The sequence below is a fragment of the Brachybacterium tyrofermentans genome, assembly GCF_039526165.1.
Taxonomy (GTDB): domain Bacteria; phylum Actinomycetota; class Actinomycetes; order Actinomycetales; family Dermabacteraceae; genus Brachybacterium; species Brachybacterium tyrofermentans.
The window spans coordinates 77,844-103,986 of record NZ_BAAAIR010000007.1; the positions used below are offsets into that span (position 1 = coordinate 77,844).

Here is a 26,143-nt window from a genome sequence, read left to right on the forward strand (position 1 = left end):
GGGCCCAGCGGCTCGAGCCCTGGGGCCGACCCTCGAGACAACCCCCGGCACCGGGGGACCCGTACCCGGAAGGAACCCGAAGCTGTGAAGATCCTGTCCGTCGTGGGCGCCCGCCCGCAGTTCGTCAAGCTCGCCGCGATCGCGGATGCCGCCGCCCAGCGCGACGACGTCGAGCACATCATCGTCCACACCGGACAGCACTACGACGCCGCCATGAGCGACGTGTTCTTCGCCGACCTGCGGATCCCCGCCCCGGACGTCAACCTCGCCATCGGCTCCGGCTCCCACGGCCGCCAGACCGGCGCCATGCTCGCCGGCATGGACGAGGTCCTCGAGGAGCACCAGCCCGACTGGACCCTCGTCTACGGAGACACCAACTCCACCCTCGCCGGCGCCCTCTCCGCCGTGAAGATGCACCTCAAGGTCGCCCACCTCGAAGCCGGCCTGCGCTCCTTCAACCGCCGCATGCCCGAGGAGCACAACCGCGTCATCACCGACCACGCCGCGGACCTCCTCCTAGCCCCCACCGAGGTCGCCCGAGCACACCTCGCCGCCGAGGGCCTCACCGACCGCACTGTCGTCACCGGCGACGTCATGACCGACGTGTGCCTGCGCGTCGCCGCCTCCCTCGAGGACACCCCGGTCGCCCTGCCCGAGGGCATCGACCCCGCCGCGGACTACGCCGTCGCGACCATCCACCGCGCCGACAACACCGACGACCCGGCCCGGCTGCGCGGCATCATCGAGGCCCTCCAGGCCCTCGACATGCCCCTGGCCCTGTTCGCCCACCCCCGCCTCGTCGCCAAGGCGAAGGACGCCGGCATCGAGCTCGCCGGCGGCGCCGTCCACGTCGGCGCCCCCGTCGCCTACCCCGACCTGATCAACGCCGTGCAGCACGCACGCGCCGTGGTCACCGACTCCGGCGGCCTCCAGAAGGAGGCCTACCTCCTGGGCACCCCCGGCTCCACCGTGCGCACCGAGACCGAATGGGTCGAGACCCTCGAGAACGACTGGAACCGCCTCGTGCCCGAACCCGCCGACCTCACCGCCGCCGTGATGCGCCCCCGCCCCACCGCGGACCGCCCAGCCCACTACGGCGACGGCCACGCCTCCCTGCGCAGCATCGACGCCCTCCGCGAGCGCGCCTGATGGCCCGCTCGCGCACCGCCCGCCGGCGCGGCCGCACCAGGCCCCCGCACGTCGTCGTCGCGACCCGCGTCTACACCCCGGAGCCGGTCGCGGCCGCGTTCCGGCAGGAGGCGCTCGTGCTCGCGCTCGAACGGGCCGGCGCAGAGGTCACGGTGCTGACCACCACCGCGCCCGGTGCAGGGAGCGTCCGCTCGCGGGCCCGGAAGGTGTCCCGCTGGCCGGTCAAGCGCGACTCGCAGGGCCAGGTGCGCGGCTACGTCTCGTACCTGAGCTTCGACCTCCCGCTCGCGCTGCGCCTGCTGCTGCAGCGCCCGATGGATGCGCTCGTGCTCGAGCCGCCGCCCACCACGGGCATGGTCGGGATGGTCGCGGCGGCGATCCGTCGGGTCCCGTACACCTTCTACGCGGCCGACGTCTGGTCCGATGCGACCGAGAGCGTCGACGGCGTGCCGACGCTCGTGCGCACCGTCGTGCGCTGGGCCGAGAAGACCGTGTGGAAGCGGGCGGCGCGCGTGCTGACGATCTCCCCGGGGGTCCAGCACCGGCTCGAGGAGCTCATCGGCTCCCGACCGAGCCTGGTGATGGTCGGCAACGGCATCGACACCGACACCTTCAGCGATCAGGGCGGGACCGGCGGCGAGCAGGGCCCCTACTTCGTCTATGCCGGGACCGTCTCCGAGTGGCAGGGCGCGGGTGTGTTCGTCGACGCCTTCGCCCGGGTGCGCGCCACCCACCCCACGGCGCGGCTGCTGTTCTTCTCCGAGGGCTCCGGCCGCGATGCGCTCGAGGCACGGGTGCGCGCGGAGGGCATCGAGGGGATCGAGTTCCGCGACAAGATCCCGCCCGCCCAGGTCGCCGCGCACCTGCGGGGGGCCGCCGCCGGGCTGTCCTCGATCACTCCCGGCCAGGGCTACGAGTTCGCCCTGCCCACCAAGATCTACGCCGCGACGTCGACCGGGACCCCCGTGATCCACGCCGGCGAGGGCGCCGCCCACGACCGGATCCGGGACAATGCGCTGGGCTGGGCCTGCGACCACGATGCCGAGCACGTCGCCGAGGCGATGCGTGCGGCGCTCGAGGGTGAGGGCCACGGCGAGGGCGGGGCGGATCCGCAGCACCTGCGCCGCTGGACGCTCGAGAACGCCTCGCTCGGCGGCTGCGCGATGCAGGGCGCCGAGCAGGTGCTCGCGAGCCTCGAGGAGCGCAGCACCCGGGACGGCTGAGAAACCGCGGGATCCTTCCTCACAGGATCGTGCGCAGTCCCGGGATCCGCTTCCCCATCAGGGTGAAGCCGGTGGAGAGCATGGCCACCACGACGATCAGGGCGAGCACCGCGAGCGGCGACCCCTCGGGGAACCCGGCGCCGCGCAGCGCCACCAGGATCGCGAAGTGCGCCAGGAACACGCCGAAGGTCGCGTCGCCGAGGGTGCGCAGTGCCGACTCCATGCCTGCGGAGGCTCTCCAGCCCCGGCCCAGTGCCATGACGGCGATGACGAGGGCCAGAGCGAGCAGCATCACCGTCGGCGTCAGATAGGTGGGCAGAAGTGCCTGGCCCGGAGGGGTCTGCGTCACGGGGGATCGGTAGGCCCAGGTGGTCGCCGCGGTGAGAGCCGGCACCGCGATCAGCAGCAGGAGCATCGAGGTCCGGCGGGACACCGGCGCGGCCCAGGCGGCGCGGCCCAGGACGTAGTAGCCGATGTACGGCAGGAAGTACGTCATCGACCCCAGCGGGAGCGGCACCACCGCCTCCCCGAGCAGACCCTCGGTGAGGAACGGGAGCGCGATCACCACCAGGGCCCACAGCGCGCACACCGCCCCGGTGACCCAGGCGCGTCGGCCCGAGTCCCCGACATAGGTGGCCAGGACCGGGGAGATGAGGGTCAGGCCGATGATCAGGGGCAGGAAGTACAGGTGGGGATAGGTCTCGGCGGTGACCAGCAAGGAGGCCTGCTCCCGCCAGTCCACGGGGCCGACGGGGACCAGCACGTTCATCACCAGCAGATAGAACGCCGTCCACACCACGGTGGCGGGCAGGAGCCGGCGCAGTCGCCGGCCGAGGAACCGGCCCGAGCCGTGCCGCAGGGCGGCGGGAGCGAGGTTCAGCGCGCCGGAGATCATGAGGAAGGTGGGCACGGCGGTCGACAGCAGGGATCGCAGCATGTGCAGGACGATCGGCGAGCTCGGCTCGAGATGGTCGGCGAGGACGTGCACGCACACGACGCCGAGCACCGCGAGGATCCGGATCAGGTCCAGCACCGGCGCATAGCGGCGCACTGCGGGCGAACTGGGCACAGCGGGGACAGCCTCGGCGGGGGGCGAGACCGGGACGTGCGGTTCCGCCGCAGGTCGGTTCTGCTGACCGGCCTTCTCAGGCAGGGTCATAGCTCCCGTCCCCGGGATCGCAGTCGATCTGGATCATCCGCGAGTGATCCGTCTCGAAGAGCACGATGCCCAGGTCGGGGCCGGCGACGTTCAGGGAGTCGGACGTGGTGTGACGGTTGTATGGCATCCGTTCCTGGTACACGTAGTGGATCCCGTTCTCCTCGAGCACCCGGCACGACGCCGGATCCGTCGCGGCATCCTCGGTCGCGTAGATGAGCTGCCGGTCCAGGTCCGTATAGGCCATCCCGGCCACGGGCAGGCGCACATCCTGACCGAACATGGCGTACAGGTGCGCGCCGCCGGAGAACGGGCTGGCGAGCAGGGTGCCGTCCTGATCCATCTCCGGCACGTACTGCTCGAACAGCGCACGCTCGTCGGCCTGGAGGAACCGGCCCCGGCCGGGATAGTCGGCGGCGAGGTTCTTGGCGGCGTTGTCGGAGCGGCTGGGCACCGACGAGAGGGCCGCGGCGACTGCGGCGATCACGAGGATCACCGTCACCGTCCGAGCCGGTCGGAGATCAGCGCGAGCGGCGCCCGGAGTGCGGGCCTCGCCCCGCGAGCGAACCAGCAGCCTCGCCCAGGCCTGGAGGCCGGGCACCACGAGCACGGCGGAGAGCATCGCGAGCGGCATCGAGACCCGGTCCTGGCCGCGGTAGTACAGGGTCGACAGGTTCAGCGGGGAGTCGAGCGCCGCATCGAGGTAGATCACCGCGATCACCACCCAGGCGACGGCGAGCCAGCGCCAGGTGGCTGTGCGGAACGCCGAGATCAGGCCCGGCCACCACAGCACCGCCAGGACGACGCCGAGCGCCATCGGCCACACCGTCAGCAGGCCCAGAGCGACTTCGCCGAGGGCGAGCCACCACTGCACCACCAGCCCGCCGTTGAACCCGGTCACCTGGGACCCGAGCGGGGTGTACGAGAGCAGGACCACCGGGAGCAGGGTGAGCACCGGCACCACGACCAGCCAGTGACGCCGCCGCCAGGACGAGGCGCCGGTCACCGCGGTGAGCGCGGTGAGCAGGATCAGGGCGGTGACCGCGACGTTCGGATGCATGAGCCCCAGGCCAGCCCCGGCGAGGCCCAGCACGAGGAGCGATGCCACGACGGGCCGCAGCGTGAACCGGGGGAGCAGGGCGCCCCAGAGGGCGGCCGCCGCGGCGATCACCCCGGGCAGCGCGGCGAAGCCGGACAGGTTCGGGACGGGGGAGAGGTGCATCCACAGGTCCACGGGGCTGGCAGGGATCAGCGCGGCCGTGATCGCAGCGGCGAACGGTGCCCATCCGGTGGTGGGGAACAGGGCACGGGCCAGCAGGGCGATGCCCAGGATCCAAGGCACGACCGCCAGGGCCAGGACCGTGCCGTTGAGCAGGGTGGGCGTGGTGACCCCGGGGACCACCGCGGCGAGGGCGTGGAAGGCTGCGGGGTAGAAGGTGGGATCGCCCGCGGAGTTCGAGACGGAGCCGACGTGCAGGGAGGAGGCGTCCCCCGTCTCCCGGATCCGCTGCAGGGCCGAGAGGTGGTACAGGGTGTCCCAGCGCTCGAGGATCGCGTCGGGCCGCCCGGCCCGGATCGCGATCGGCACGAGCGAGACGGCAAGAGCGCCGATCATCCACAGGGCCCCGCCCGGGACCGCACGGCGCGGTGACAGCGCACCGTCCAGGATGGTGGACGGCAGGCGAACGCCCAGTCGGCGCAGCCCGAAGGCCACGGCGAGGAGGACGGCCGCGCCGAGAAGGAACGGCAGCATCGACCAGTGCCATGCCAGGACGGACGCGGCCACCGCGCTGATCCCGGCGATCGCCGCGGCCAGTGCCGGAGCGAGCGCCAGGGCGAGCAGGCGCGACCCGTCGAGCGCCCTCACCGCGACATACCCCGGAAGGTATGCCGCGGCGAGGACGACCAGGATGGTCAGGAGCAGGGAGAGCAGCGGGGTCACCTATCGGATCGGGGCAGCGCCTCTGCGCGGTACTGCGACGGGGGCACCGCCTCGTCGAGGGCGAGCCGACGGGCCAGGTACGTGGTGCGCTTCTCCGCTGCCTTGGTGCGTGCCTCCTGCAGGGCGAGGAAGCCCAGCAGGACGAGCACGGTCGCGTACAGCAGCAGGTCGGCACCACGGCCAACCCCGACCAGGTTCGCCACCCGGCTCAGCATCCCGGGGAACATCACGGTCAGCACGGCGAAGGCCGCGAAGGCGATGACCAGCAGCCGGCGCACGGCCAGCTGCTTCGCACCGCGCTTGATGAACAGCCACGCGATGATCGCCACGATCCCGAGCACCAGCAGGAGCTGGATGATGAAGGTGCGGCTGCCCACGTCGAGCGCGGGGACCAGGGCGAGGATCAGCTCGTGCTCACCCACGAGGTCAGGCCTCCTCGGCCTGCTGGTGGGTGGAGGCGGAGCCGTCGCCGAGGACGAGGCGGGGCGTGCCCGTCCAGTTCTCGGCGGTGGTGATGTTGCGGCCGTCCACGATGAGCTTCACACCGGGCACGTCGGCGGCGGTGAGGTCCTTGTACTCGGCGTGGTTGGTCTGCACGATCACCAGGTCCGCGGCCTCGCCCACGTGGTACGGGGCCCAGCCGAAGCCCTCGAGCTCGGCATCGTCGTAGTACGTGTCGTGGACCGCGACCTCGGCGCCATGCTCACGCAGCGCCTCGACCACGGGGAACACGCCGGAGAACGCGGTCTCCTTCACCCCGGTGCGGTACGAGGCGCCGAGCACCACGGCCTTGAGGCCCTTCAGCTCACCGAGCAGGCCCGAGGCCCGCTCGACGAGCTTCGCGGGGACCGACGCGTTCAGCGTGCGGGCGGTGCGCACCGTCTCGGCCCGCGGATCGGTCGAGAGGTACAGGCGCGGGTAGACGGGGATGCAGTGCCCGCCCACCGCGATGCCGGGCTGGTGGATGTGGGAGTAGGGCTGCGAGTTCGACGCCTCGATGACCTTGTACACGTCGATGCCGTTGTCCTGTGCGAACAGCGCGAACTCGTTGGCGAGGCCGATGTTCACATCGCGGTAGGTGGTCTCGGCGAGCTTCGCCAGCTCCGAGGCCTCCGGTGACCCCAGGTCCCACACCCCGTTGGGCTTGTTCAGATCGGGGCGCTCATCGAACTGGAGCGCGGACTCGTAGAACTCGCGGGCCCGCTGCGTGCCCGCCTCGGTCAGAGCGCCGATCAGCTTGGGGTACTTGCGCAGGTCCTCGAACACGCGTCCGGTCAGGACCCGCTCGGGGGAGAACACGGCGAAGAAGTCGACGGACTCCTTCAGCCCGGAGATCTCCTCGATCATCGGCACGAACCGGGTGCGCAGCGTGCCCACCGGGAGGGTGGTCTCGTAGGAGACCAGGGTGCCGGGGGTGAGGTGCTCGGCGAGGGACTTCGTGGCGGCGTCCATCCAGCCGAAGTCCGGCTCCCAGGTCGCATCGTTCACGAACAGCGGCACCACGATCACCACGGCATCAGCACCGGGGATCGCCTCGGCGTAGTCGGTGGTGGCCGTCAGCTTCCCGGCCGGGACCAGCTCGGAGAGCTTCTCCTGGAGGTGGGCTTCGCCGGGGAACGGTTCGGTGGCCTGGTTGATCAGCTCCACCTGGCGGGGATTGGTGTCGACACCGATCACCTCATGGCCGGCATCGGCGAACTGCACGGCGAGCGGCAGTCCGATCTTTCCCAGGGCGACGACAGCAGTTTTCACGGCGGGGTTCCTCCTAGTCCGACACCGGGATCGGTGTCGCATGCACGACGGTGACCGTCATCAGCGGTCCACCGTGACAGAGTATCGTCATCGACCGTTCCGGAGCGTCGCCCTGCGACGCCTCGACATCGTGCCCTGCCCCGGTCGTCAGCCAGAAGGAGAGCCCGTGAGCACCCCCGAGCCCCCGCGCGAAGCAGTCGTCGAGGAGACGTCCCCGGGAGCGGACACGACCTGGTTCGTCGTCCCCTTGTTCAACGAGGGTCAGGTGGTGGGGGATGTCATCCGTGACCTGCGCACCCGCTATCCGCTCGTGGTCGCGGTCGACGACGGGAGCCAGGATGACTCGGCGGCCATCGCCGCGCGCGCCGGTGCCGCGGTCGTGCGCCACCCCTTCAACATGGGCCAGGGCGCCGCGCTGAAGACCGGCATCGACTACGCACTGCGCGACCCGGGGATGCGGCAGATCGTGACCTTCGACTCGGACGGGCAGCATCAGGTCGATGACGCCGCCGCGATGATCGCAATGCGTGACGCGGAGGGCGTGGACATCGTGCTGGGGTCCCGTTTCCTGGACTCCCGGACCAAGCCCGGCCTGCTCAAGCGCATCGTTCTGCGCGGTGCGGTCTGGTACACGAATCTCACCAGCGGGGTGAAGCTCACCGACGCGCACAACGGCCTGCGGGTGATCGGTCGCGAGGCCTGCGAGAAGATCGCGATCGAGCAGAACCGCATGGCCCACGCCTCAGAGATCGTCGAGGAGATCGGTCGCCATAAGTTCACCGTGCGGGAGCACCCGGTACACATCCTGTACACCGACTATTCCCGCTCGAAGGGCCAGTCGATGCTGAACTCGGTCAACATCGTCATCGACATGCTCTTCCGCTGAGTTCTCCACGTCCGCGGAGTCCGCTGAGCCGGCCCCACGGCGCCCAGCGGTTCTCAGCCGTCCTCGGCGGCGGAGTGCAGGAGCGCCGCGAGCTCGTCGTGCCCGCCGTGCGCGGCCCATCCCCCCGGCGTCGCCCCGTGCTGGGGATCACGCAGCTCCGGATCGGCACCCCGGGAGAGCAGCAGCGTGACGATTCCGGTGTCTCCCCGCACCGCGGCCTCGTGCAGGGCCGTGAGCCCGGCCGGGGTTCGGGCGTCGATCCCGAAGCCGTGACCGAGGCAGCGCTCGATCGCGTCGGCCCGGCCGGCGGCCGCGGCGCGTGCGACGAGGTCGGGGTGACGTTGCCGCACCACGTCCAGCAGCGCGGCGTCGGCCCCAGAGCCTGCTGACCTTCCTGCTGATCCTCCGGCTGGTCCTCCGTCCGATCGTGTGCTGGTTCCGTCGGACCCTGCCGGGGCCAGGAGCTCCCCGACCACTCGCTCCGGGTCGCCGACGGAGGACGTCGCGGCGCCGGCCCTCTCGAGCAGGTCGGAGACCCCAGGGTTCCCCTGGAGCACCGCCTCCTCGTAGGGGCTGCGGCCGAAGTACACAGGATGGGTGCTGCGCAGGTCGGGATCCGCGCCGTGGTCCAGGAGCAGTCGGACCCGGCGGGGGAGCCCCGCATGGGCGGCGTGCTGGAGCGCCTCGGCGAGGAGCTGGCGGGGAGCTGGATGCCGGGGAGCGAGCAGCCGGTGCCAGGGCCCGCCGTCACCGCGTCCCAGCCCGGCCTGCAGCAGCAGTTCGAGGTATTCGGTGTCGTCCCGGGCATGGGCATCGCCCGCGCCGCGGTTGTAGATCGTCTGGCTGTCGTTCGCCGATGCTCCTGCCTCGAGGAGCAGCCGAGCCAGCTCCAGCTCCTGGGGGTGCGGGGGAGCCCCCTGCTCACCGCCACCGAAAGCCCCGGTCAGGGCCGTGAACGGAGAGGTCAGGCCGTCCCAGAGGAAACCCGCGTTCGGATCGGCACCGGCTGCGAGGAGGAGGCGGGCCACGCCCAGGTGATCGATCTGACGCTCGGTGAGCGGCCCCGGTGCGCCGCCGAGCCGGGAATAGGTCAGGTACAGCAGCGGCGTCCAGCCGAATGGCCCGTCCTCGCGGTGCACGGCGGAGGGATCCGCCTCGAGGATCTCGCGAGCCGCGAGCAGATCCCCGGTCGCGGCGGCCGTGGCCAGGCTCGCGCGGGAGAGGGAGGGATCGGCGGCGAGGAGCACGGCCGCCTCCGCTGAGCTGCCACGGGTCGTCGAACCGTAGTCCAGGCAGGCGAGCCGGAGCAGCCGGTCCGCCCCGGTGCCGAGCGGGGCGAGATGGGGCCGACGGGTCAGACGGTGCACCTCGTCGACGTGTCGCCGCAGTGCGGGCCAGGAGGGGAAGCCGTACGCCCGGGAGAGGGTCAGCTGTGCATCGGCCAGCGCGAACGGCGGGGAGGTGCCCTCCGCGCCCAGCAGGGGCACGAGGGCCCGCGCTTCGGGATGGTGGTCGCTCACCTGGTCGATCGCCTGCTGGTCGCCGCGTCGCACGCGGTCGCGCAGGGACTTCGCCTGACGGCGCAGGTGGGAGAGATCGGGATGGTCGGGCAGGTTCAGCTGGGACATGGCGGCCTCCGCTCCGGGCCCGGTGCCCACTGGGTCGGGCAGGAGGGGAGACGGACGTCCTCGTGCTCGTGTCCGGTGCGGGCTGTGCCCTTCCCGTGGGCGGGAGGCGCCACCGGCTCGCCACCATCCATCCTAGGCGGCGGGACGGCCGATGTCCCACGGGTTCACGAACACGGTCAGGAGCGGGTCAGGCACCGTCCGCGGCGGTGGCCTCGGCCGAGCCGTCCTCGACCGAGTCGAAGAAGGTGGCGATGTCCGCGTCGTCGGTGAGGATCGCGACCCCGGAGTTCTGGGTCTGGAACTCCGGATTCTCCACGGGCATCGTCAGCGTTCCCGCGCTCATGGCGCTGCGGGCGGTCAGAGCCATCCGGCCCACCGTGAAGATGCCGGTGCCCTCGCTCGTGACGAGCGAGTCCGAGCCGGCCCCGGCGAGCTTGACCTGGCTGAACGGGTTCAGCAGGACGGCCGGGGAGGTGACGCGGTCCATGAGCGCGCTGACGAACTGCTGCTGGCGCTGCTGCCGCCCGATGTCCGCGGTGGGGTCGAAGTAGCGGGCTCGGACGAAGGCCAGAGCCTGTTCGCCGCCCACGTCGTGGCAGCCCTCGGTCATGGACAGGCCGGACTTCTTGTCGTCCACGTCCCGATCGATGCACAGGTTCACATGGTCCACGGCGTCGACCATGCCCGAGACGCCGTCGAAGCCGATCTCCACGTAGTGGTCGATGGTCAGGCCGGTGAACTCCTCGACGGTCTCGACCAGGAGCGGTGCACCGCCGAAGGCATAGGCGGCGTTGAGCTTGTAGCCGCCGCGGCCGGGGATGTCCACGAGGGTGTCGCGGGGGAGGGAGATCAGGTAGCTGTTCCCGTTGCGCGCCTTGTGCAGGAGCATGATCGTGTCGGTCCGGGCGCCCTCGGTCCCGTCGTCGTCCACGGCGTCGCCGCCGCGCCGGTCGGAGCCCGCGATCAGGTAGGTGGTCCCCTCGGTGTTCTCGATCCCGGAGAGGGCGTCGACGTGCTCGATGCGGCTGTCAGCCCACAGCACCAGCCCGGCAACCCAGCCCACCACGACGACGAGCACCAGCACCATGAGCGTCGCCCCGAGCCGCAGGGGCCGCGGGAACCGGGATCGGCGACGGGTGCTGCGTGCGGGCCCTGGGGGCGGGGGAGCGACCGGGTCGTGCCCGGCCTCAGCCCGCGTGGACGATCCGCTGCGGATCCCGGCATCGGGCTCCTCGGACACCGGGAGCGCCCGGGTGGGCGTGGAACCAGCGGTGGGTCCCTGACGGGGTGATCGCGGGACCGGACGGGCGCTGCCTCCGGCGCGGGCCCTGTGCCCGGCGGGGCGTCGCGGCCCTCCTGGTCGCGAGGAGCGCGGGGGCTGGTGATCGCTCACAGCTGTCTCCTTCCCGGCCGGGATGTTCTGAGGTCTCGAGGGTCTCGAGGGTCTCGAGGGTGCGGGGTGCACGTGGTGTGCTGTTCCGGGGCCGTCCGAAGCCGTCCCCGATGTGCACGGCGTTCGCCAGGGTAGCGGTCCGCGGGGCGACGGCGGGGCTCGGCACGGTCGGAATGTCCAGCATGAGCAGAACCTCCTAGGAACCTTCACAGCGTCGTCATCCCCAGAGGTCCTCGATATTCTGCGGCCTCCGTACACTGGGTGACGTGCCGTTCCGCGGCCACGACCACCCGCAGGAGGCGCTGTGACCCATTCCGCACCCGCAGTCGGCCCGACGCCGCACCCAGGGACCGCGCACCCCGACGCGACGACCGCCCGGATAGTCGCCGTGGTAGTCACCTACAACCGTGCTCAGCTGCTCGGCGAGTGCCTCGACGCGCTCGACTCCCAGGAGCGGCGCCCGGATGCCGTCGTGGTCATCGACAACGCCTCCAGCGACGCGAGTGGCACCGTGGCCGACGAGCACCGGATCGGGGCGGACGTCGTCCATCTCCGCCGCAACGTGGGCGGGGCGGGGGGCTTCGCCGCCGGGATCGCGCGCGCCCTCGTGCGGCACGACGCGGACTGGGTGTGGGTGATGGACGACGACACCGTCCCGCGCCCCGGTGCCCTCGCCGCACTGCTGCACGCTCTGGAGGCCTCGCCCGTGCGGCTGAGCGTCCTCAGCTCGCGCGCGGTGTGGACCGATGGTCGCGACCATCCCATGAACACCCAGCGCACCCGCCTGGACGCGAACGCGCAGGAGAAGGCGGATGCCGCCCGCGCCGGGGGGCGGCCGATCCGCACTGCGAGCTATGTCTCGGCCCTCCTCAACGGACAGGACGTGCGCCGGCTGGGGCTGCCCTATGCCGACTACTTCATCTGGTCCGACGACTTCGAGCACACGGGGCGGTTGCTCCGACACGGCCGTGGTCTGCAGGTCCCCTCCTCGGTCGTGGAGCACCGCACCGTCCTGTTCAGCAACGCCCAGACCAACCCGGGATCGCGCTTCTACTACGACGTGCGCAATCGCCTGTGGGCGCTGGTGCGCACCACCTCCTTCAGCCCGGGCGAGAAGGTGCTCCATGGCGGTCGCACGCTGCTCGGCTGGGCCGGTCAGCTGCTGCGGCACCGTGGCGACCTGCTGGGCGTCGGAGTGCGCGGGCTGATGGATGCGCTGCGCCGCGGGCCTCGCCCGTCGGTGCAGGTGCTGCAGATGGACGCCGAGGTCGCGGCCGACGTGCGGGCCATCGAACGGGCGGCCGGCCGGTGACCGCCCCGCGCGGCGCCCCGGCATCGGACCGGGGCACGCCGCCGTTCGTGGTGCTCATGCCGTTGTGGGGGCGGGACGTCCCGGAGCGGGTCGAGCTCGCCATCACCTCGGCGACCCTCGCTCAGCAGCTGCGCCCCGATCTCCTCCTCCTCACGGTCGACGGGCCCCTTCCCGCAGGTCTGGAGGATCTCGTCGCCCGCGTTCTCGACGGCGAGTTCGGCCCGGCCGAGGTGCTTCGACATGACGCGCATCGCGGCGTGGCCGCGGCGCTGCAGGACGGGCTCGAGGCCTCGCCCCACGAGCTGGTGGCTCGGGCCGACGCCGACGACATCTGCCGCCCGGAGCGCTTCGCGCTGCAGATCCCGCGCATGCAGGGCGGCGCGGGCGCGGAGAAATCGCCCGCCGCTGCCCGTGCATCAGCGGCGCTCGCCCCCCTGGACCTGCTGGGCGGCTCGATGCGCGAGTTCAACGATCGGATCGCTCCGGGCGAGGGCCCGCTGCGCTCCCGCCCGCTGGAGCACGACCAGATCGTAGAGTATCTCCCGCACCACAGTCCCTTCCACCACCCCACCGTGGTGATGCGGCGGTCTGTCGCGCTCGCCGTGGGCGGGTACCGGGTGCTCCCGCTGCTGGAGGACTACTGGCTGTGGGAGAGGATGATGCTCGGCGGCGCCCGCATGGGCAATATCGACGAGGTCGTCGTCGACTACCGCGTCGACGAGGATCTGTTCGCCCGGCGCGGTGGATGGCGCCTGTATTCGAGCGATCTGTTCCTGCAGCGTCGCTTCGTCCTCGACCTTGTCACGACGCCCTTCCAGTTCCTGCGGAACCTGGTGCTGCGTGGCGTCTACCGCTTCATCCCCGGGCAGCTGCGACGAATCGGTTACCGAAAGTTCATCGAGAGTTCGGCCTGAATGTGACGTCCACGGCGGGTCCTGCGAGGACTCGTCGGACCGCAGGAGAGCGGCAGGGACGCTCCGCTACTGTGAACGGGTCCCCAGCGGACCGCCGCCTGCTTCGAAAGGACCTCCTGTGTCGACTCCTGACCTCCTGATCGTGGGTTCCGGCCTGTATGGCCTGACCATCGCCGAGCGGGCCGCCGTCGAGCACGGCGCCAAGGTGACGATCATCGACAGGCGCCCGCACGTCGGCGGCAACGCCTACTCCGAGACCGACGAGCAGACCGGGATCGAGGTCCACAAGTACGGTGCGCACCTCTTCCACACCTCGAACGAGAAGGTCTGGGAGTACGTCAACCGGTTCACCACCTTCACCGGCTACCAGCACACGGTGCACACCACCCACAAGGGCGTCGTGTACCCGCTGCCGATCAACCTCGGCACGGTCAACCAGTTCTTCGGAGCCGCCTACACGCCCGACGAGGCGCGGGCGCTGATCGCCGAGCAGGCCGGTGAGCTCGCGGGCACGGACCCCGAGAACCTCGACGAGAAGGGCGTCTCCCTCATCGGTCGCCCGCTGTACGAGGCATTCATCAAGAACTACACCGGGAAGCAGTGGCAGACCGACCCCAAGGACCTGCCCGCCTCGATCATCTCGCGGCTCCCGGTGCGCTACACGTACAACAACCGGTACTTCAACGACACCCACGAGGGGCTCCCCACCCAGGGCTACACCGCGTGGCTCGAGCGGATGGCAGATCATCCGAACATCGAGGTGCAGCTGGACACCGACTACTTCGACACCTCGCAGCCGCTGAACAAGGACGCCACCCGCGGGAACATCCCGGTCGTCTACACCGGGCCCGTGGACCGCTACTTCGACTTCGAGCTCGGCGAGCTGGGCTGGCGCACCATCGACCTGGAGACCGAGCACCTCGATGTGGGCGACTTCCAGGGCACCTCGGTGATGAACTACGCGGACGCCGAGGTTCCCTACACGCGGATCATCGAGCCGCGCCACTTCCATCCTGAGCGTGACCACTACCCCTCGGACCGCACCGTGATCCAGCGCGAGTACTCGCGCTTCGCGGAGACCGGTGACGAGCCGTACTACCCGATCAACTCCGGCAGCGACCGCGAGCGGCTGCTGGCCTACCGCGAGCTCGCCGACGCCGAGCCCCGCACGCTGTTCGGCGGGCGCCTGGGCACCTACCAGTACCTGGACATGCACATGGCCATCGGCGCGGCCCTGTCCATGGCCGACAACAAGCTGCCCGACCTGCTGCGCGCGTGACCTATGAGCCCCACGGTCAGGATCGTGGGGCCCGTGACGATCGCCGACGAGGAGCATCATGAACGCCAACGCCCCCACCCTGACTCCGTCCGCACAGGACTCCACCGCTGAGGACTCGACCCCCGAGCGCGCCCCGCAGCGGCTGCTGCAACGGCTGATCCTCCCCTACGAGGCCTCCCCGGACATCGTTCCGCTGTACATCGAGGCGGAGGATGCCCGCTCGGGTGCCACCGGAGGTGCCTTCGGCCTGGGCGAGGCCCCGGCGAACGAGGCCACCGCGGATGCCGGCGCCGCGGCGCGCGGCGCGGTGCAGGCCCCGGTGGACGTCAGCGAGCTCAGCGATCGGCACTCGGTGCGGATCCCGGCACGCTCGATGCGGTCCTTCGGCACGTACTTCAACGCCTTCCCGGCCAGCTACTGGCGACGCTGGACCCCCGTCCGCTCAGTGCGGCTCACCATCCGCACCGCAGGCCGGGGCCACCTCATCATCATGCGGTCCACCGCTCGCGGCACCCTCCAGCGCCAGGAGTCGCGCACGGTGACGGCGGGCCGCTCGGAGCAGGTCTTCGATCTGCCGCTGACGGCCTTCGGCGACGGCGGCTGGTACTGGTTCGATGCCTTCGCCGGCGGTCAGGACCTCACGATCCTCGGCGCGGAGTGGACGGCGGACGCCGACCTCGCCCGCACCGAGGGCACCTTCTCCATCGGGATGACGACGATGAACAAGGTCCCGTACTGCCTCGACAACATCCGGACCGTCGCGGAGGACCCGGCACTGCGCGAGCTGCTGGACGTGATGTACGTCGTCGACCAGGGGTCGGATCGGCTGCGCGACCACCCCGAGCAGCTGGCACCGCTGCAGGAGCTCCTCGGCGAGCAGCTGCAGATCATCGAGCAGGGCAACATCGGCGGGTCCGGCGGGTTCTCCCGCGGCATGTACGAGGCGGCCACCACCGGCACCTCGACCTACGTGGTCAACTGCGATGACGACATCGTGCTGGAGTCGGAGTCCCTGATCCGGATGGCGACCTTCGCGGACTTCGCCACGAAGCCGACCATCGTCGGCGCGCACATGTTCGATCTCAACAACCGCAGCGTGCTGCACACCTTCGGCGAGGTCGTCGATCCCTGGAGGATCCAGCCGTCGCTGGCGAACCCGGGCGCCTCCATGGGGCATGACTTCGCCCAGGAGCCGCTGCGGTCCACGCCCTGGCTGCACCGCCGGGCCGACGTCGACTACAACGGCTGGTGGAGCTGCCTGATCCCCACCGAGACGGTGCGGGCGGTCGGTCTCAGCCTGCCGGTGTTCATCAAGTGGGACGACGCCGAATACGGCCTGCGCGCGAAGAAGGCCGGCTATCCCACGGTCTCCCTGCCCGGTGCCGGGGTCTGGCACATGAGCTGGGTCGACAAGGACGATCTGGTGGGCTGGCAGGCCTACTTCCACGAGCGCAACCGGATCATCACGGCGCTGCTGCACTCGCCGTACGCGCGGGGCGGGCGAGTGATCAAGGAGTCGCAGTTCCTGGACATCAAGCACCTGATCTCCATGCAGTACTTCACCGAGGCCGGGCGTCTGCTTGCGCAGCGCGACGTTCTCGACGGCCCCGAGGCGCTGCATCCGTCCATCGGCACCAAGCTCCCCGAGATCCGGGCGATGGCCGCGCAGTTCGACGATGCGACCTCGAAGAAGGACCAGGACCACTTCCCGTCGGTCCATCTGGACAAGCCTCCGCGCAAGGGGAAGCCGTTCACCGAGCCGACGCCCCTGAAGCTGCCGGCGTGGACGGGGAAGGTCCTGGCCAAGCAGCTGGTGAAGACGCCGACCTCGCGCTCGGAGGAGCACCCGCAGGCCGCGATCGCTCACCTCGATGCGAAGTGGTGGCGGCTGTCCGCCTACGACAGCGCCCTGGTCTCGAACGCGGAGGGGACCCAGGTCTCCTGGTACAAGCGCGATCCGCGCCGGGTGAGGGCGATGCTCGGCGCGGCCGTGCGAACGCACCTGGATCTGCACCGACGCTGGCCCGAGCTGCAGCGCTCCTACCAGCAGGCCGCCCAGCACATCACCTCCTTCGCGGAGTGGGAGAAGACCTTCGCCGCGAACCCTGCGCCGGTGCGCGAACAGGATCGTGCCGCCCAGGACCACGGCCCCGAGGCCGCCTCCTCGACGGGAAGCGCTCCGGCGTGACCGCGGAGGCCGTCGAGCCCCGGGCGTCTCTGCCCCTGGTCCCCACCCGCGCCGAGCAGGCGCAGGGATGGCGGGCACCTGGGCAGGACGCGGGCTGGCTGAACCCGATCCGGGAACGGTTCCTGCTGCGCCTGCTGGTGCGCAAGGAGCTGCGTGTGCGCTACCGCGGCAGCATGCTCGGCATGCTGTGGAGCTATGTGAAGCCCGCGGTGCAGTTCATCGTCTTCTACATCGCGCTCGGGGTGTTCCTGCAGCTGTCCAAGGGGACCCCCGGCTACGCCGTCTACCTCTTCAGCGGCATCGTCGTGATCAACCTCTTCGGCGAGGTGTTCGGCAATGCCACGAGGTCCATCACGGGCAACGGCGCGCTGGTGGCGAAGATCTATCTGCCCAGCCAGCTCTTTCCCTGGTCGAGCATGATCGTGGCGCTCGTGCATTTCCTGCCGCAGCTGCTGGTGCTCGTGGTGGGGGCGCTGCTGTCGGGATGGCTGCCATCCCCGACCTCGATGGTCGCCTTCGGGCTGGGCATGGTGATCCTGCTGGTGTTCACGATGGGGCTGGGCATGCTCGCCGCCGCGCTGAACGCCGCGTTCCGCGATGTCGAGAACTTCGTGGACCTCATCGTCATGGTCGCGACCTGGCTCTCGCCGGTGCTCTACCGCATCTCCATGGTGGAGGAGTCGATCGGCGGCACGATCTGGTGGTGGCTCTATCAGCTGAACCCGCTGACGATCGTGGTGGAGCTCTTCCACGTCGCCTTCTGGCGGTACTCCGGTCCGGTGGTGGACAAGCTGCCCATGGATCCGACCCTCGCCACACCGGGGGAGCCGTTCGGTCTGTGGTGGGCCGGTCTGCTCATCGCCGTGGCCACCTTCGTCATCGGCACCGTCGTGTTCGAGCGCTCCAAGCGGCGCTTCGCCCAGGAACTGTGAGGGGAGCGGAGCGATGAGTCCGAACATCCAGGATGTCCCCGAATCCGCGGCCGTCCCCACGGACCGCGAGATGGTGCGCATCCAGCACGTGACCAAAGAGTTCTCCCTGCGTCATGACCATTCGTTCAAGGAGCTGGTGTTCTCCGCGCTGCAGAAGAAGAAGCTCTCCGACACCTTCCTGGCCCTGGACGATGTGGATCTGACCGTGCACGCCGGCGAGACCGTGGGCCTGATCGGCTTCAACGGGTCCGGCAAGTCCACGCTGCTCAAGACCATCTCCGGGGTGCTCTTCCCCGATCACGGCCGCGTGATCCTGCGCGGACGAGTGGCCGGTCTGATCGAGGTGGGCGCCGGCTTCCATCCGGATCTCTCGGGTCGTGAGAACGTCTACCTCAACGGGGCGATCCTCGGGATGAGCCGGGAGCAGATCGATGCGAGGTTCGACGAGATCGTCGCGTTCAGCGAGATCGAGGAGTTCATCGACACGGACGTGAAGTACTACAGCTCGGGCATGTTCCTGCGCCTCGCGTTCTCCGTCGCGGTGCACACGGAGCCGGACATCTTCTTGGTCGACGAGATCCTCTCGGTGGGTGACGAGCCCTTCCAGCGCAAGTGCCTCGAGCGGATCAGGGAGCTGCAGGCCGCGGGCCGCACCATGGTGGTGGTCTCCCACGAGCTCGAGATGCTCGAGAAGCTGTGCACCCGGATCGTGGTGCTGCGCAAGGGCACGGTCATCTACGACGGGGACCCGACCGAGGCCGTCGCGACCCTGCGCGCCAGCTGATCCTCCGGGTCGCGTCAGCGCTCAGGCCGTCCCGTCCCGTCCCATCGCGTCTGCGCTCAGGCGGTCCCCGTGACCGCCTCGTCGCTCGCCTGACGCTCGGTCACCATCGCCGAGGGGCTGACGATCCCGCCCCCGGCGAGCAGAACGCGCAGCACGGCGGGCATCGAGCCGCAGCCGTCCTCCGGGACCAGCAGGCGCGGCGGCGTCCCTGCGGCGGGCTCCGACTGCTCGGAGGTCGACTGCTCGGGAGCCGGGCCGCTCCAGGCAGGCAGGATCACGCCGAGCTGATCCGGATGGGCACGCACCTCGCTCACCCAGTCGTGGGCCAGCGCCGGCAGATGCCCGCTGTAGCGGGGCGTCAGGGAGACGGGCTCGAGCACGAGGAGCTCGTCCGCGGACTGGGCCAGCGGTGACTCCGGACGATCGGTGGCCACCACGCGGGGCTCCTGCGGGACAGCTGCCGGTGCTCCTGCGGGTTGCTCCGCCGAGAGGTCAGCCTCCGCCGACACCGCGGCGCCACGTCCATCGAGCACCGTGACCTCGGCGCCGAGCGACCAGGCCGCGATCGCCAGCACCAGACGCTTCCAGTGGGCGGGGAGATCGAGCACCACCGTGTCCCCGGGCTCGAGGGCGAGCTCGTCATGGAGGTGCCCGATCGTCTTGATCACCCAGTTGGCGAGCACATGCCCGGACAGCTCGATGCGGGCAGCCTCCCCGTACCAGGCGAGGGCCGGATTCGGTCCGCTCCGCTCGAGAGTCGACAGCAGCTGGGTGTTCAGGTCGGTGCTCATCGGTGATCCTCCGGGATCTCGGGGCGGACGATGTCGATCGCCAGGGTCGGCAGAGCGGCGCCGAGGGACTCCGCGCCCAGAGCGACGCGGATCCTCTCGGCGAGGGAGCCGGCCGCGATCCAGTTCTCGGGATCGGGGCCGGCCGGGACGACCTCGATGCGTGCGTCGGTGGAGAGGGCCGGACCACCCAGCCCCTCCAGATCCTCCAGCCCGTCCGGACCACCCGGACCGTCCGATCGGTCGGGACCGGAGGAGGCGGTGCCTGGGGCGGGCACGAGGCGCGCGACGGCACGGTGGCCCGGGTCGCCGTGCCGAGGGATCGCGGCGACCGCGAGGGCACGGTCTATCCGTTCGGCCACGGGCTCGGGGGACATTCTGGCGATCGGCTCCTGATGCGGTTCCAGGCCGAGCGCCACCCAGACGGATTCCAGGCTCGGACGGCGGAACCAGTCGTCCTCGCCGGTGCGGGAGAGCTCCCGGGCGGGCACTGCGCCGTCCGTCGCAGCGTGCACGCCGCGCACGAGAGCGGCGGGCACCCCGCTCGCTTTGCCCTTGACGAGGTCGGCCGCTGCGGCGAGCTCATCGGCGAGGTTGCGCACGGTGACGGTCAAGGCCCGTCCGTCCGCGTCCGCCCCGCCGCGCAGGTCCTGCAGGGAGGTGACCCCGGCGGCTCCCAGGGCGATGTCCCCCACGCCCACCCGCCAGATCCTCGAGGAGGTGTCCGTCAGGAGCACCCCGATCCGGATCCCGAGCACATCGGACAGGGATCGGTGCAGGTCACGCGCGCAGGCGTCGGGATCCTCGGGAAGCAGCAGCGGGCCGTCGGGGGCGTTGGAGGAGTCCACCCCGGCGGCCGCCATCACGGGCCCCGAGGCGATCTGCACCACCGAGGTGACGACGCGGGTATGCCGTCGCCGCGCGACGGTGCGCACGGCGGCCGAGTCCACGGCGGTATCTCGGTGCTCGGGATCGACGCGGAGCCCCAGCGCCTTGGAGACGATCTTGGTCGAGACGCACAGCACGTCGCCGTCCTGGACATCCATCGCCTGCAGCGCGGGGAGCAGCACGCCGGCGAGGTCGTCCCCGGCGCGGATCTCGCCGATCCCCAGCACGGGGAGGATGTTCACCTGACCGGGAACCGGCCGGGACGGCGTCCAGGTCGCCGGCTGTACGGTCGACTGTTCGCCCGCCGCCGCGGAGGCCTGTCGATGCGGTGACGTGGTCACGTGATCCTCCCGGGTCTGTGATTCGGGGCGTTCAGCAGGCGCGACGCGCCGGGCCCGCTTGACGGGCCATAACTACATGCGTGTATTTTAGGTGGTAACGGGCCTTCGGTGGCCACTCAGCAGTGGAAGGAGAGGTGGCTATGGACGAGGAAACAGTCAACGACGACGCGCGTGCAGAGCTGTCCCTGCTCGACTTCGCCGGGCAGGACTCCGACGATGCCGAGATGTCATGGCAGGAACGCGCGCTGTGTGCGCAGACCGATCCGGAAGCGTTCTTCCCGGAGAAGGGCGGCTCGACCCGCGAGGCGAAGAAGGTCTGCGTCTCGTGCGATGTTCGGGCTGAATGTCTCGAGTACGCACTCGAGAATGATGAGCGTTTCGGAATCTGGGGCGGGCTGTCGGAGCGCGAGCGCCGCAAGCTCAAGCGCCGGGTGGTCTGACATCATCTCCCGGTGAGCGAACGTCATGTCACTGCTGTCGTCCTGCTGAGCGGGTCGACCCCTGAACGCTCCCGGATCGCGACGTTCGACGCAGTCCTCTCACAATCCCGACCGGCCGACCGCCTCGTGGTGGTCGCCGGGGCGGAGCTTTCCGACGGCTCCCTCGCCAGGCTCGATCAGCTCCTCGGCGACGGACTGGTCGACGACGTCCGCACCATGTCCTCCACGGTCGGACGCGCCGGAGCGGTGCACGAGGCGCTGGATCTCCTCGAGCGCGGCGGCGGATTCGTCGAGGGCGATCTCGTTGCGGACCTCCCGTCCGGGCATGACTCGACCGATCCGGCCCCGTCCGGCACCGGATCCTCCGCGAAGCAGGCCCCGCTGGGACGGCGTGCGCGAGCCATCGACACGGCGGCGGAGGAGCGACGTCGTACTCAGCAGGCCGAGGACCTGGCCCTGGTCCCCGAACGGCTGCGCACGGAGCGTCAGCGCTCCGGTCGCCGCATCGGTCGCACGGCCGGCGCCGCGGAGGAGAGCTGGCTGTGGTTCGTCACCGACGCCGGGACCCCCGGGCGCAATGCCCTGGAGCGCGAGCTCGAGATGGTGGCGACCTCCCCGAACACCGGTGTGGTCGGTGCCAAGCGCGTTCGTCCGAGGACACGTCCCGCTCCTGACCCCGCGCCAGCGGGCGCTGAGCATTCCGGCGACGAGCCCGATCTCTCTGGCGACGAGGGCGGCGACGCAGCCCTGCTGACGGCGGAGAACGCGGATGCTCTGGTCGACGTCGGTCTCACCCTGACGCACGGCGGACGCATCATCACCGGGGTCGATCCCGGGGAGATCGACCAGGGTCAGGCCGACTGGCGCGAGGACGTCCTCGCGGTCGCCCTGCCCGGCATGCTGATCCGTGAGCAGACCCTGCGCGATGTGGGCGGGCTGGATCCCGACCTTCCCGAGCCCTGGGCGGAGATCGACCTGTGCCGGAGGATCTGGCGATCGGGGGAGCGGGTCGCCGTCCAGTCGGCGGCACGCGTGGTGTCGCCCCATCCCACCCGCCCGCTCCTGGAGCGGCTGCAGGAGCAGCGCACCGGGCAGATCCTCGTGCTGCTGAAGCACCGGTCCCTGGTCATGGCGCTGGTGATGCTCTGCCTGCTGCCCCTGACGACGCTGCTGCGCATGGTCGGTTCCGTGGCGGCCTCGCAGCCGCGGCGTGCCGCCATGGAGCTGCGTGCATGGGCCGCCGCGATGCCGCGAGTGGGCCGTGTGCTCTCCCGAAGCCGGGCCGCACGGCGCCGGGCGCGGGTGCCGAGCGGCCGTCTCGCCCCGCTGTACCTGCCGCGCGGCGACAGCATGCGGCGCTGGCTCGAGGACACCTGGACCCGGCTGTTCGCCGACGACGACCACCGACGTCGCGTCCGCCGTACGACCTGGGGCATCGCCGGCACCCACCACGGCGTGGAGGATGCCGACTACGGCCGCCATGTGCTCTGGACGGTCGTCGTGGCGCTGGCCTCGACAGTCCTGGGGCTGTTCGCGCTGCGAGGTCTCTTCGGCCGCGGCGAGCTGACCGGCCCCGGTCTGCGCGCTCTGCCCGAGAGCTGGGCGGCGACCTGGGCCTCCGCCTGGTCCAGCTGGATCCCCGGCGGACTCGGGGAGCGCGGCCCGGCGGATCCGCTGACGCGCCTGCTGGGGCACCTCCCATTCGGCGGAAGCTCCCTCGTCGAGGTCGTCGTCTTCGCCGCCATCCCTGCCAGCGCGCTCGCCGCCTGGTGGGCGGCCGGAGCGATCACCCGCGCCGTCGGCGCCCGCCTGACCCTCGCGACTCTCTGGGCGCTGGCACCGCCGCTGATCTCCGCCCTCGCGATCGGCGCGTGGCCGCTGCTCGTGGTCCACGCCCTGCTGCCGCTGCTCGCCCTGTGCATCGGCCGTGCGATCGGCCTTCCCCACAAGGTCTCCCAGGCCAGCGTGTCCGCAGCAGCGGCTGGCGGGCTCCTGCTCCTGGTCATCGGCGCCGTGAGCCCGGTGCTGGTGCTGCTGGCAGCGCTGGGCCTGGCCCTCCTCGCGGTCGTCGTGCCCGGTCGGCGCCTGCGCCTGCTGTGGGTCCTGCTGCCCTCGCTCGCGCTGCACGTCCCCTACCTGCCCGTCTACCTCGGCCACCCCGAGACGCTGCTGGCTGTCAGCGGGGTCCAGCCCCGGGCGGTCAGCGCCGACACGCTCGACTTGCTCTCCCTGTGGCCGGTCGCCCCCGGGCTGCAGGAGCTGCTCGTCCCACTGGTGGGCACGACCGGTGCTCTGCTGGCGCCGATGATCCCGGTGGCACCCGTGGTGATCGCCGCGGTCATCTCCCCGCTGCTCGCCGGGAACGCCGGCCGGGCGGGACGGTTCAGCATCCTTCTGGCCGCCGTCGGCCTCATGACCTTGTTCCTGACCCGTTCCGTCGCCGTCGCCGTCGCCGGGGACCAGCTGGTGCCCGCGCCCTGGAACGCCCTGCAGAGCGCGATCCTGCTGATCCTCTCGGTCGGTGCCGCCGCGAGCTTCGACGCCCTGGCCCGACGCGAGGAGGAGGACGGCGGCCTGCGCCGGACCGGCACGACCGTCATCGGTGCCCTCGTCGCCGCGGTCTGCGTCGTGACCGTCGCCGGCTGGACCCTGGCGCTCCCCGGCCAGCTCCGTCTGGACCGCGTCGAAGGTGGTGCGGTCCCTGCTGCCGCAGCGGATCAGGGCCGGACCGAGGCGAGGGCGAGGGTGCTCGTGCTCGACCAGCAGGACGACGGGACGATCGAGGCGAGGCTCGTCGTCCACGGCGGGGACACCGTCATCCAGCACGCCACGATCACCGATGCGCGCGCCGTGGACACGGTCCGCTCCGGCGAGATGGTCGACGACGACCCCGCTCAGGGTGCGTTGCGTGCGTCGGTCGCCACGATGCTGTCCACCGGGACGGAGGGCGCCGGGCCCGATGACCCGGAGCAGGCGGCGGCATCCCTCGCGATCGCCTATGTCGTGGTCGAGGGCGACCCGGCCGAGCAGCTGGATCTCGTCGGCGCGCTCGATGCCTCCACGACCTTGGAGAAGGTCACCGAAGGCTCCCGGGGCGGCATGTGGCGTGTGCTCGGTACCGCGCCCCGCGCCGTGGTCGTCGGCGGCGCGGACCCGGTGGCGCTGTCCAGCGGCGTCATCGACGCCACCGGACGGATCCCCGCGGACAGCAGCGAGCGCACCGTGGTGCTGTCCGAGCGCGCTGACAGCCAGTGGCGGGCGACCCTGGACGGGACCGAGCTCGAACCCGTCGTGGTCGGCGACTGGGCCCAGGGCTTCGCCATCCCGTCCGGAGCCGATGGCGAGATCGACATCCACCGTGAGCAGCCTGCCCGGCTGGTCTGGCAGATCCTGCTGTACGCGGTCCTCGCTCTGACCATCGTGATCTCGATCCCCTGGCGCCTGCGCACCCGGGACGCGGAGGAGATGTATGGCTGACCACGATCCCCAGCATCCCCGCGATGCCCAGGAGCAGGAGCCCCCGCGGCTGTCCCGCCGCGAGCGCCATGGACCGGTGCGCCCGGTGCTGGCTCTGGCCTCCCTGCTCCCGCTCGCGGCTGCGATCGGTATCATCGTCACCTCGCCGACCCCCGAGCCCCCGCAGGTCACCCGCATGGAGAGCCAGTCGCAGCCCGGGGCGAGCGCGCAGTGGTGCCCGGGCCCGCTCGACGTCCCTGATCAGCTGCTCGTCGAGACGGCGGATCAGGACCTCTCGGTCACCCCGCCCAGCTCCACGGTGGGCCTGTCCAGCGTCGCCCTCGAGCAGGACTCCTCGGTGCTCTTCGGGCGGGTCAGCGGCTCCGAGACCCTGCAGGACGAGAACGGGAAGGTGCGCGCCCCGTCGCTCGCCACCGAGACCGCCGACGGCTCTGCCCTGAGCACGGACACCGCCTCGGCGGACCTCGGCGTCGGAACCCAGATCGTCCCCGAGGTCGACGGGTCCTCCGTGGTCCGGGCGGCGACCTCCGAGGGCGGCAGGGCGGTCACGGACTCGGTGCAGTCCACCGCCACGACCAGCGGCGACTACCGGTCGCTCGCGCTGACGCGCTGCGGCGCCCCGATGACGGACGCCACCTTCCTGGGGATCTCCACGGCCACCGGGGACAGCTCCACGCTCGTGCTGCGCAACCCGACCGAGCGCCCCGCCACCGCCTCGGTCCAGGTCTGGACCGAGGACGGACCGGCCGCGATGGAGGGCCGCAGCCAGATCGTCGTCGCCCCGGGTGCCGAGGAGCAGGTTCTGCTCGAGTCCGTCGCCGGCGGTCATGACGCCGTGGGCGTGCGGGCATCGGTGCTCGGTGCACCGCTGTCCATGCACGTCCAGACCACGGAGCGCGACGGGCTCACCCCGGGCGGCGCCGAGATCCTCACGCCCCTGTCCGGAGCGGCCGTCGAGCAGACCATGCCCGGGGTCGACGTCGCCGGGACCGCGCCCCAGCTGGTGCTGGCCAACCCGCAGGGGACGGACACCACGGCGTCGGTCGAGGTCTCCGGACCTGACGGGGTCCTCGATGCGGCCTCGCTCGAGGACGTCGAGATCGCCGCCGGCGCGGTGGTCTCGCTCCCGCTGGACGGGCTCCAGGACGGCACCTATTCGGTCTCCGTGCGGTCCCCGGAGCCGGTGCATGCCGTGACCCGCAGCTCGGCCACCGGGGCGGACCTTCCCGGAGACACCCTCGGAGCACCCGTCGACTTCACGGTCGTCGCTCCCGCGCCCGCCCTCGTCAGCGCCGGGGTCCTGGCCCTGCCCGCCGAGGGTGGCGCCGGAAGCCTGACTCTGACGGCCTCGGAGGCGAGCGGAGCGGCGATCGTGCCCCTCGCCGCCGATGGCAGCGCGGGGAAGCCGGTCGAGGTGGATATCGCCGAGGGGGCATCGGTCACGGTCGCGGCCGACTCCCTGACGATCGACGGCGCCAGCCCGAGCGCGCTCTCCGTGGTCCCGGACGTGCCGGGCGCGGTGCGCGCCGGATGGATGCAGCGGGAGAGCGACGGCGCCGGCGGCCTCCTGCTCTCCTCGCTCCCGGTCACCACGGCGCAGCAGACCAGCGATCCCTTCACGATCAGGGTGCAGGACTGACACAGCTGGACTGATGTTGATGGACCGACGTT

20 protein-coding genes are annotated in these 26,143 nt (G+C 71.1%); 12 read left to right on the top strand and 8 right to left on the bottom strand.

Going from position 1 to position 26,143, the window contains the following annotated elements; translation table 11 throughout:
• Positions 1-84 precede the first annotated feature (84 nt).
• Positions 85-1,149 carry a non-hydrolyzing UDP-N-acetylglucosamine 2-epimerase gene (gene wecB / locus ABD093_RS02400; protein WP_343922195.1) on the top strand — a complete coding sequence of 355 codons (1,065 nt, stop codon included), beginning with the start codon at positions 85-87 and terminating at the stop codon, positions 1,147-1,149.
• Positions 1,149-2,372: a glycosyltransferase gene (locus tag ABD093_RS02405; RefSeq protein WP_193117418.1), complete on the top strand. Its 1,224-nt coding sequence runs from the start codon at positions 1,149-1,151 to the stop codon at positions 2,370-2,372. The genes wecB and ABD093_RS02405 overlap by 1 nt, the downstream gene beginning before the upstream one ends.
• Before the next feature lie 19 nt (positions 2,373-2,391).
• Here ABD093_RS02405 and ABD093_RS02410 read toward each other — a convergent pair whose 3' ends face one another.
• The 4 genes from ABD093_RS02410 to ABD093_RS02425 are packed head-to-tail and all read right to left on the bottom strand — an operon-like array spanning position 2,392 to position 7,222.
• Positions 2,392-3,531 (bottom strand): acyltransferase, encoded by a 1,140-nt coding sequence (locus tag ABD093_RS02410; protein ID WP_193117417.1) that lies wholly within the window; start codon positions 3,529-3,531, stop codon positions 2,392-2,394.
• Positions 3,518-5,470: a DUF6541 family protein gene (locus ABD093_RS02415; protein WP_343922197.1), complete on the bottom strand. Its 1,953-nt coding sequence runs from the start codon at positions 5,468-5,470 to the stop codon at positions 3,518-3,520. The genes ABD093_RS02410 and ABD093_RS02415 overlap by 14 nt, the downstream gene beginning before the upstream one ends.
• Positions 5,467-5,892, bottom strand: a complete 426-nt coding sequence (locus tag ABD093_RS02420; protein ID WP_193117415.1) for a DUF2304 domain-containing protein — start codon at positions 5,890-5,892, stop codon at positions 5,467-5,469. The genes ABD093_RS02415 and ABD093_RS02420 overlap by 4 nt, the downstream gene beginning before the upstream one ends.
• 4 nt (positions 5,893-5,896) lie before the next feature.
• Positions 5,897-7,222: a nucleotide sugar dehydrogenase gene (locus tag ABD093_RS02425; protein ID WP_343922199.1), complete on the bottom strand. Its 1,326-nt coding sequence runs from the start codon at positions 7,220-7,222 to the stop codon at positions 5,897-5,899.
• A gap of 166 nt (positions 7,223-7,388) precedes the next feature.
• Here ABD093_RS02425 and ABD093_RS02430 point away from each other — a divergent pair, with 166 nt between their 5' ends.
• Complete coding sequence (locus ABD093_RS02430) at positions 7,389-8,108, top strand: glycosyltransferase family 2 protein (RefSeq protein ID WP_193117413.1); 720 nt, start codon at positions 7,389-7,391, stop codon at positions 8,106-8,108.
• 53 nt (positions 8,109-8,161) lie between these two features.
• Here ABD093_RS02430 and ABD093_RS02435 read toward each other — a convergent pair whose 3' ends face one another.
• Positions 8,162-9,736, bottom strand: a complete 1,575-nt coding sequence (locus ABD093_RS02435; protein WP_193117412.1) for an ankyrin repeat domain-containing protein — start codon at positions 9,734-9,736, stop codon at positions 8,162-8,164.
• Positions 9,737-9,923: 187 nt separating this feature from the next.
• The gene (locus ABD093_RS02440) at positions 9,924-11,129 is read right to left on the bottom strand and encodes an LCP family protein (protein ID WP_319021563.1); all 1,206 of its coding nucleotides are present in this window, start codon (positions 11,127-11,129) and stop codon (positions 9,924-9,926) included.
• Positions 11,130-11,433: 304 nt separating this feature from the next.
• Here ABD093_RS02440 and ABD093_RS02445 point away from each other — a divergent pair, with 304 nt between their 5' ends.
• The 6 genes from ABD093_RS02445 to ABD093_RS02470 all read left to right on the top strand — a co-directional run bounded on the left by ABD093_RS02445 (position 11,434) and on the right by ABD093_RS02470 (position 18,538).
• Complete coding sequence (locus tag ABD093_RS02445) at positions 11,434-12,441, top strand: glycosyltransferase (RefSeq protein WP_343922203.1); 1,008 nt, start codon at positions 11,434-11,436, stop codon at positions 12,439-12,441.
• Complete coding sequence (locus tag ABD093_RS02450) at positions 12,438-13,355, top strand: glycosyltransferase (RefSeq protein WP_343922205.1); 918 nt, start codon at positions 12,438-12,440, stop codon at positions 13,353-13,355. Before ABD093_RS02445 ends, ABD093_RS02450 begins: the two co-directional genes overlap by 4 nt.
• 118 nt (positions 13,356-13,473) lie before the next feature.
• Entirely contained in the window at positions 13,474-14,634 is a 1,161-nt protein-coding gene (glf, locus tag ABD093_RS02455; RefSeq protein ID WP_193117410.1) for a UDP-galactopyranose mutase, read from the top strand.
• Positions 14,635-14,692: 58 nt separating this feature from the next.
• On the top strand, positions 14,693-16,822 hold the full coding sequence (locus ABD093_RS02460; RefSeq protein WP_193117409.1) for a glycosyltransferase: 2,130 nt from the start codon (positions 14,693-14,695) through the stop codon (positions 16,820-16,822).
• Complete coding sequence (locus ABD093_RS02465; protein WP_193117408.1) at positions 16,819-17,754, top strand: ABC transporter permease; 936 nt, start codon at positions 16,819-16,821, stop codon at positions 17,752-17,754. Before ABD093_RS02460 ends, ABD093_RS02465 begins: the two co-directional genes overlap by 4 nt.
• Positions 17,755-17,767: 13 nt before the next feature.
• The gene (locus tag ABD093_RS02470) at positions 17,768-18,538 is read left to right on the top strand and encodes an ABC transporter ATP-binding protein (protein WP_193117407.1); all 771 of its coding nucleotides are present in this window, start codon (positions 17,768-17,770) and stop codon (positions 18,536-18,538) included.
• A gap of 56 nt (positions 18,539-18,594) precedes the next feature.
• Here ABD093_RS02470 and ABD093_RS02475 read toward each other — a convergent pair whose 3' ends face one another.
• Together ABD093_RS02475 and ABD093_RS02480 are read right to left on the bottom strand one after the other, a co-directional pair.
• On the bottom strand, positions 18,595-19,329 hold the full coding sequence (locus ABD093_RS02475) for a TIGR03089 family protein (protein ID WP_193117406.1): 735 nt from the start codon (positions 19,327-19,329) through the stop codon (positions 18,595-18,597).
• Positions 19,326-20,555 (bottom strand): coenzyme F420-0:L-glutamate ligase, encoded by a 1,230-nt coding sequence (locus ABD093_RS02480; protein WP_193117405.1) that lies wholly within the window; start codon positions 20,553-20,555, stop codon positions 19,326-19,328. The genes ABD093_RS02475 and ABD093_RS02480 overlap by 4 nt, the downstream gene beginning before the upstream one ends.
• Before the next feature lie 140 nt (positions 20,556-20,695).
• On the opposite strand from ABD093_RS02480, the gene ABD093_RS02485 reads away from it, so the two are divergent.
• The 3 genes from ABD093_RS02485 to ABD093_RS02495 are packed head-to-tail and all read left to right on the top strand — an operon-like array spanning position 20,696 to position 26,111.
• Complete coding sequence (locus ABD093_RS02485; protein WP_343922210.1) at positions 20,696-20,995, top strand: WhiB family transcriptional regulator; 300 nt, start codon at positions 20,696-20,698, stop codon at positions 20,993-20,995.
• A 12-nt stretch (positions 20,996-21,007) separates the two neighbouring features.
• On the top strand, positions 21,008-24,472 hold the full coding sequence (locus ABD093_RS02490) for a hypothetical protein (protein WP_343922212.1): 3,465 nt from the start codon (positions 21,008-21,010) through the stop codon (positions 24,470-24,472).
• Positions 24,465-26,111 (top strand): DUF5719 family protein, encoded by a 1,647-nt coding sequence (locus tag ABD093_RS02495; RefSeq protein WP_226850024.1) that lies wholly within the window; start codon positions 24,465-24,467, stop codon positions 26,109-26,111. The genes ABD093_RS02490 and ABD093_RS02495 overlap by 8 nt, the downstream gene beginning before the upstream one ends.
• Positions 26,112-26,143: the final 32 nt, after the last annotated feature.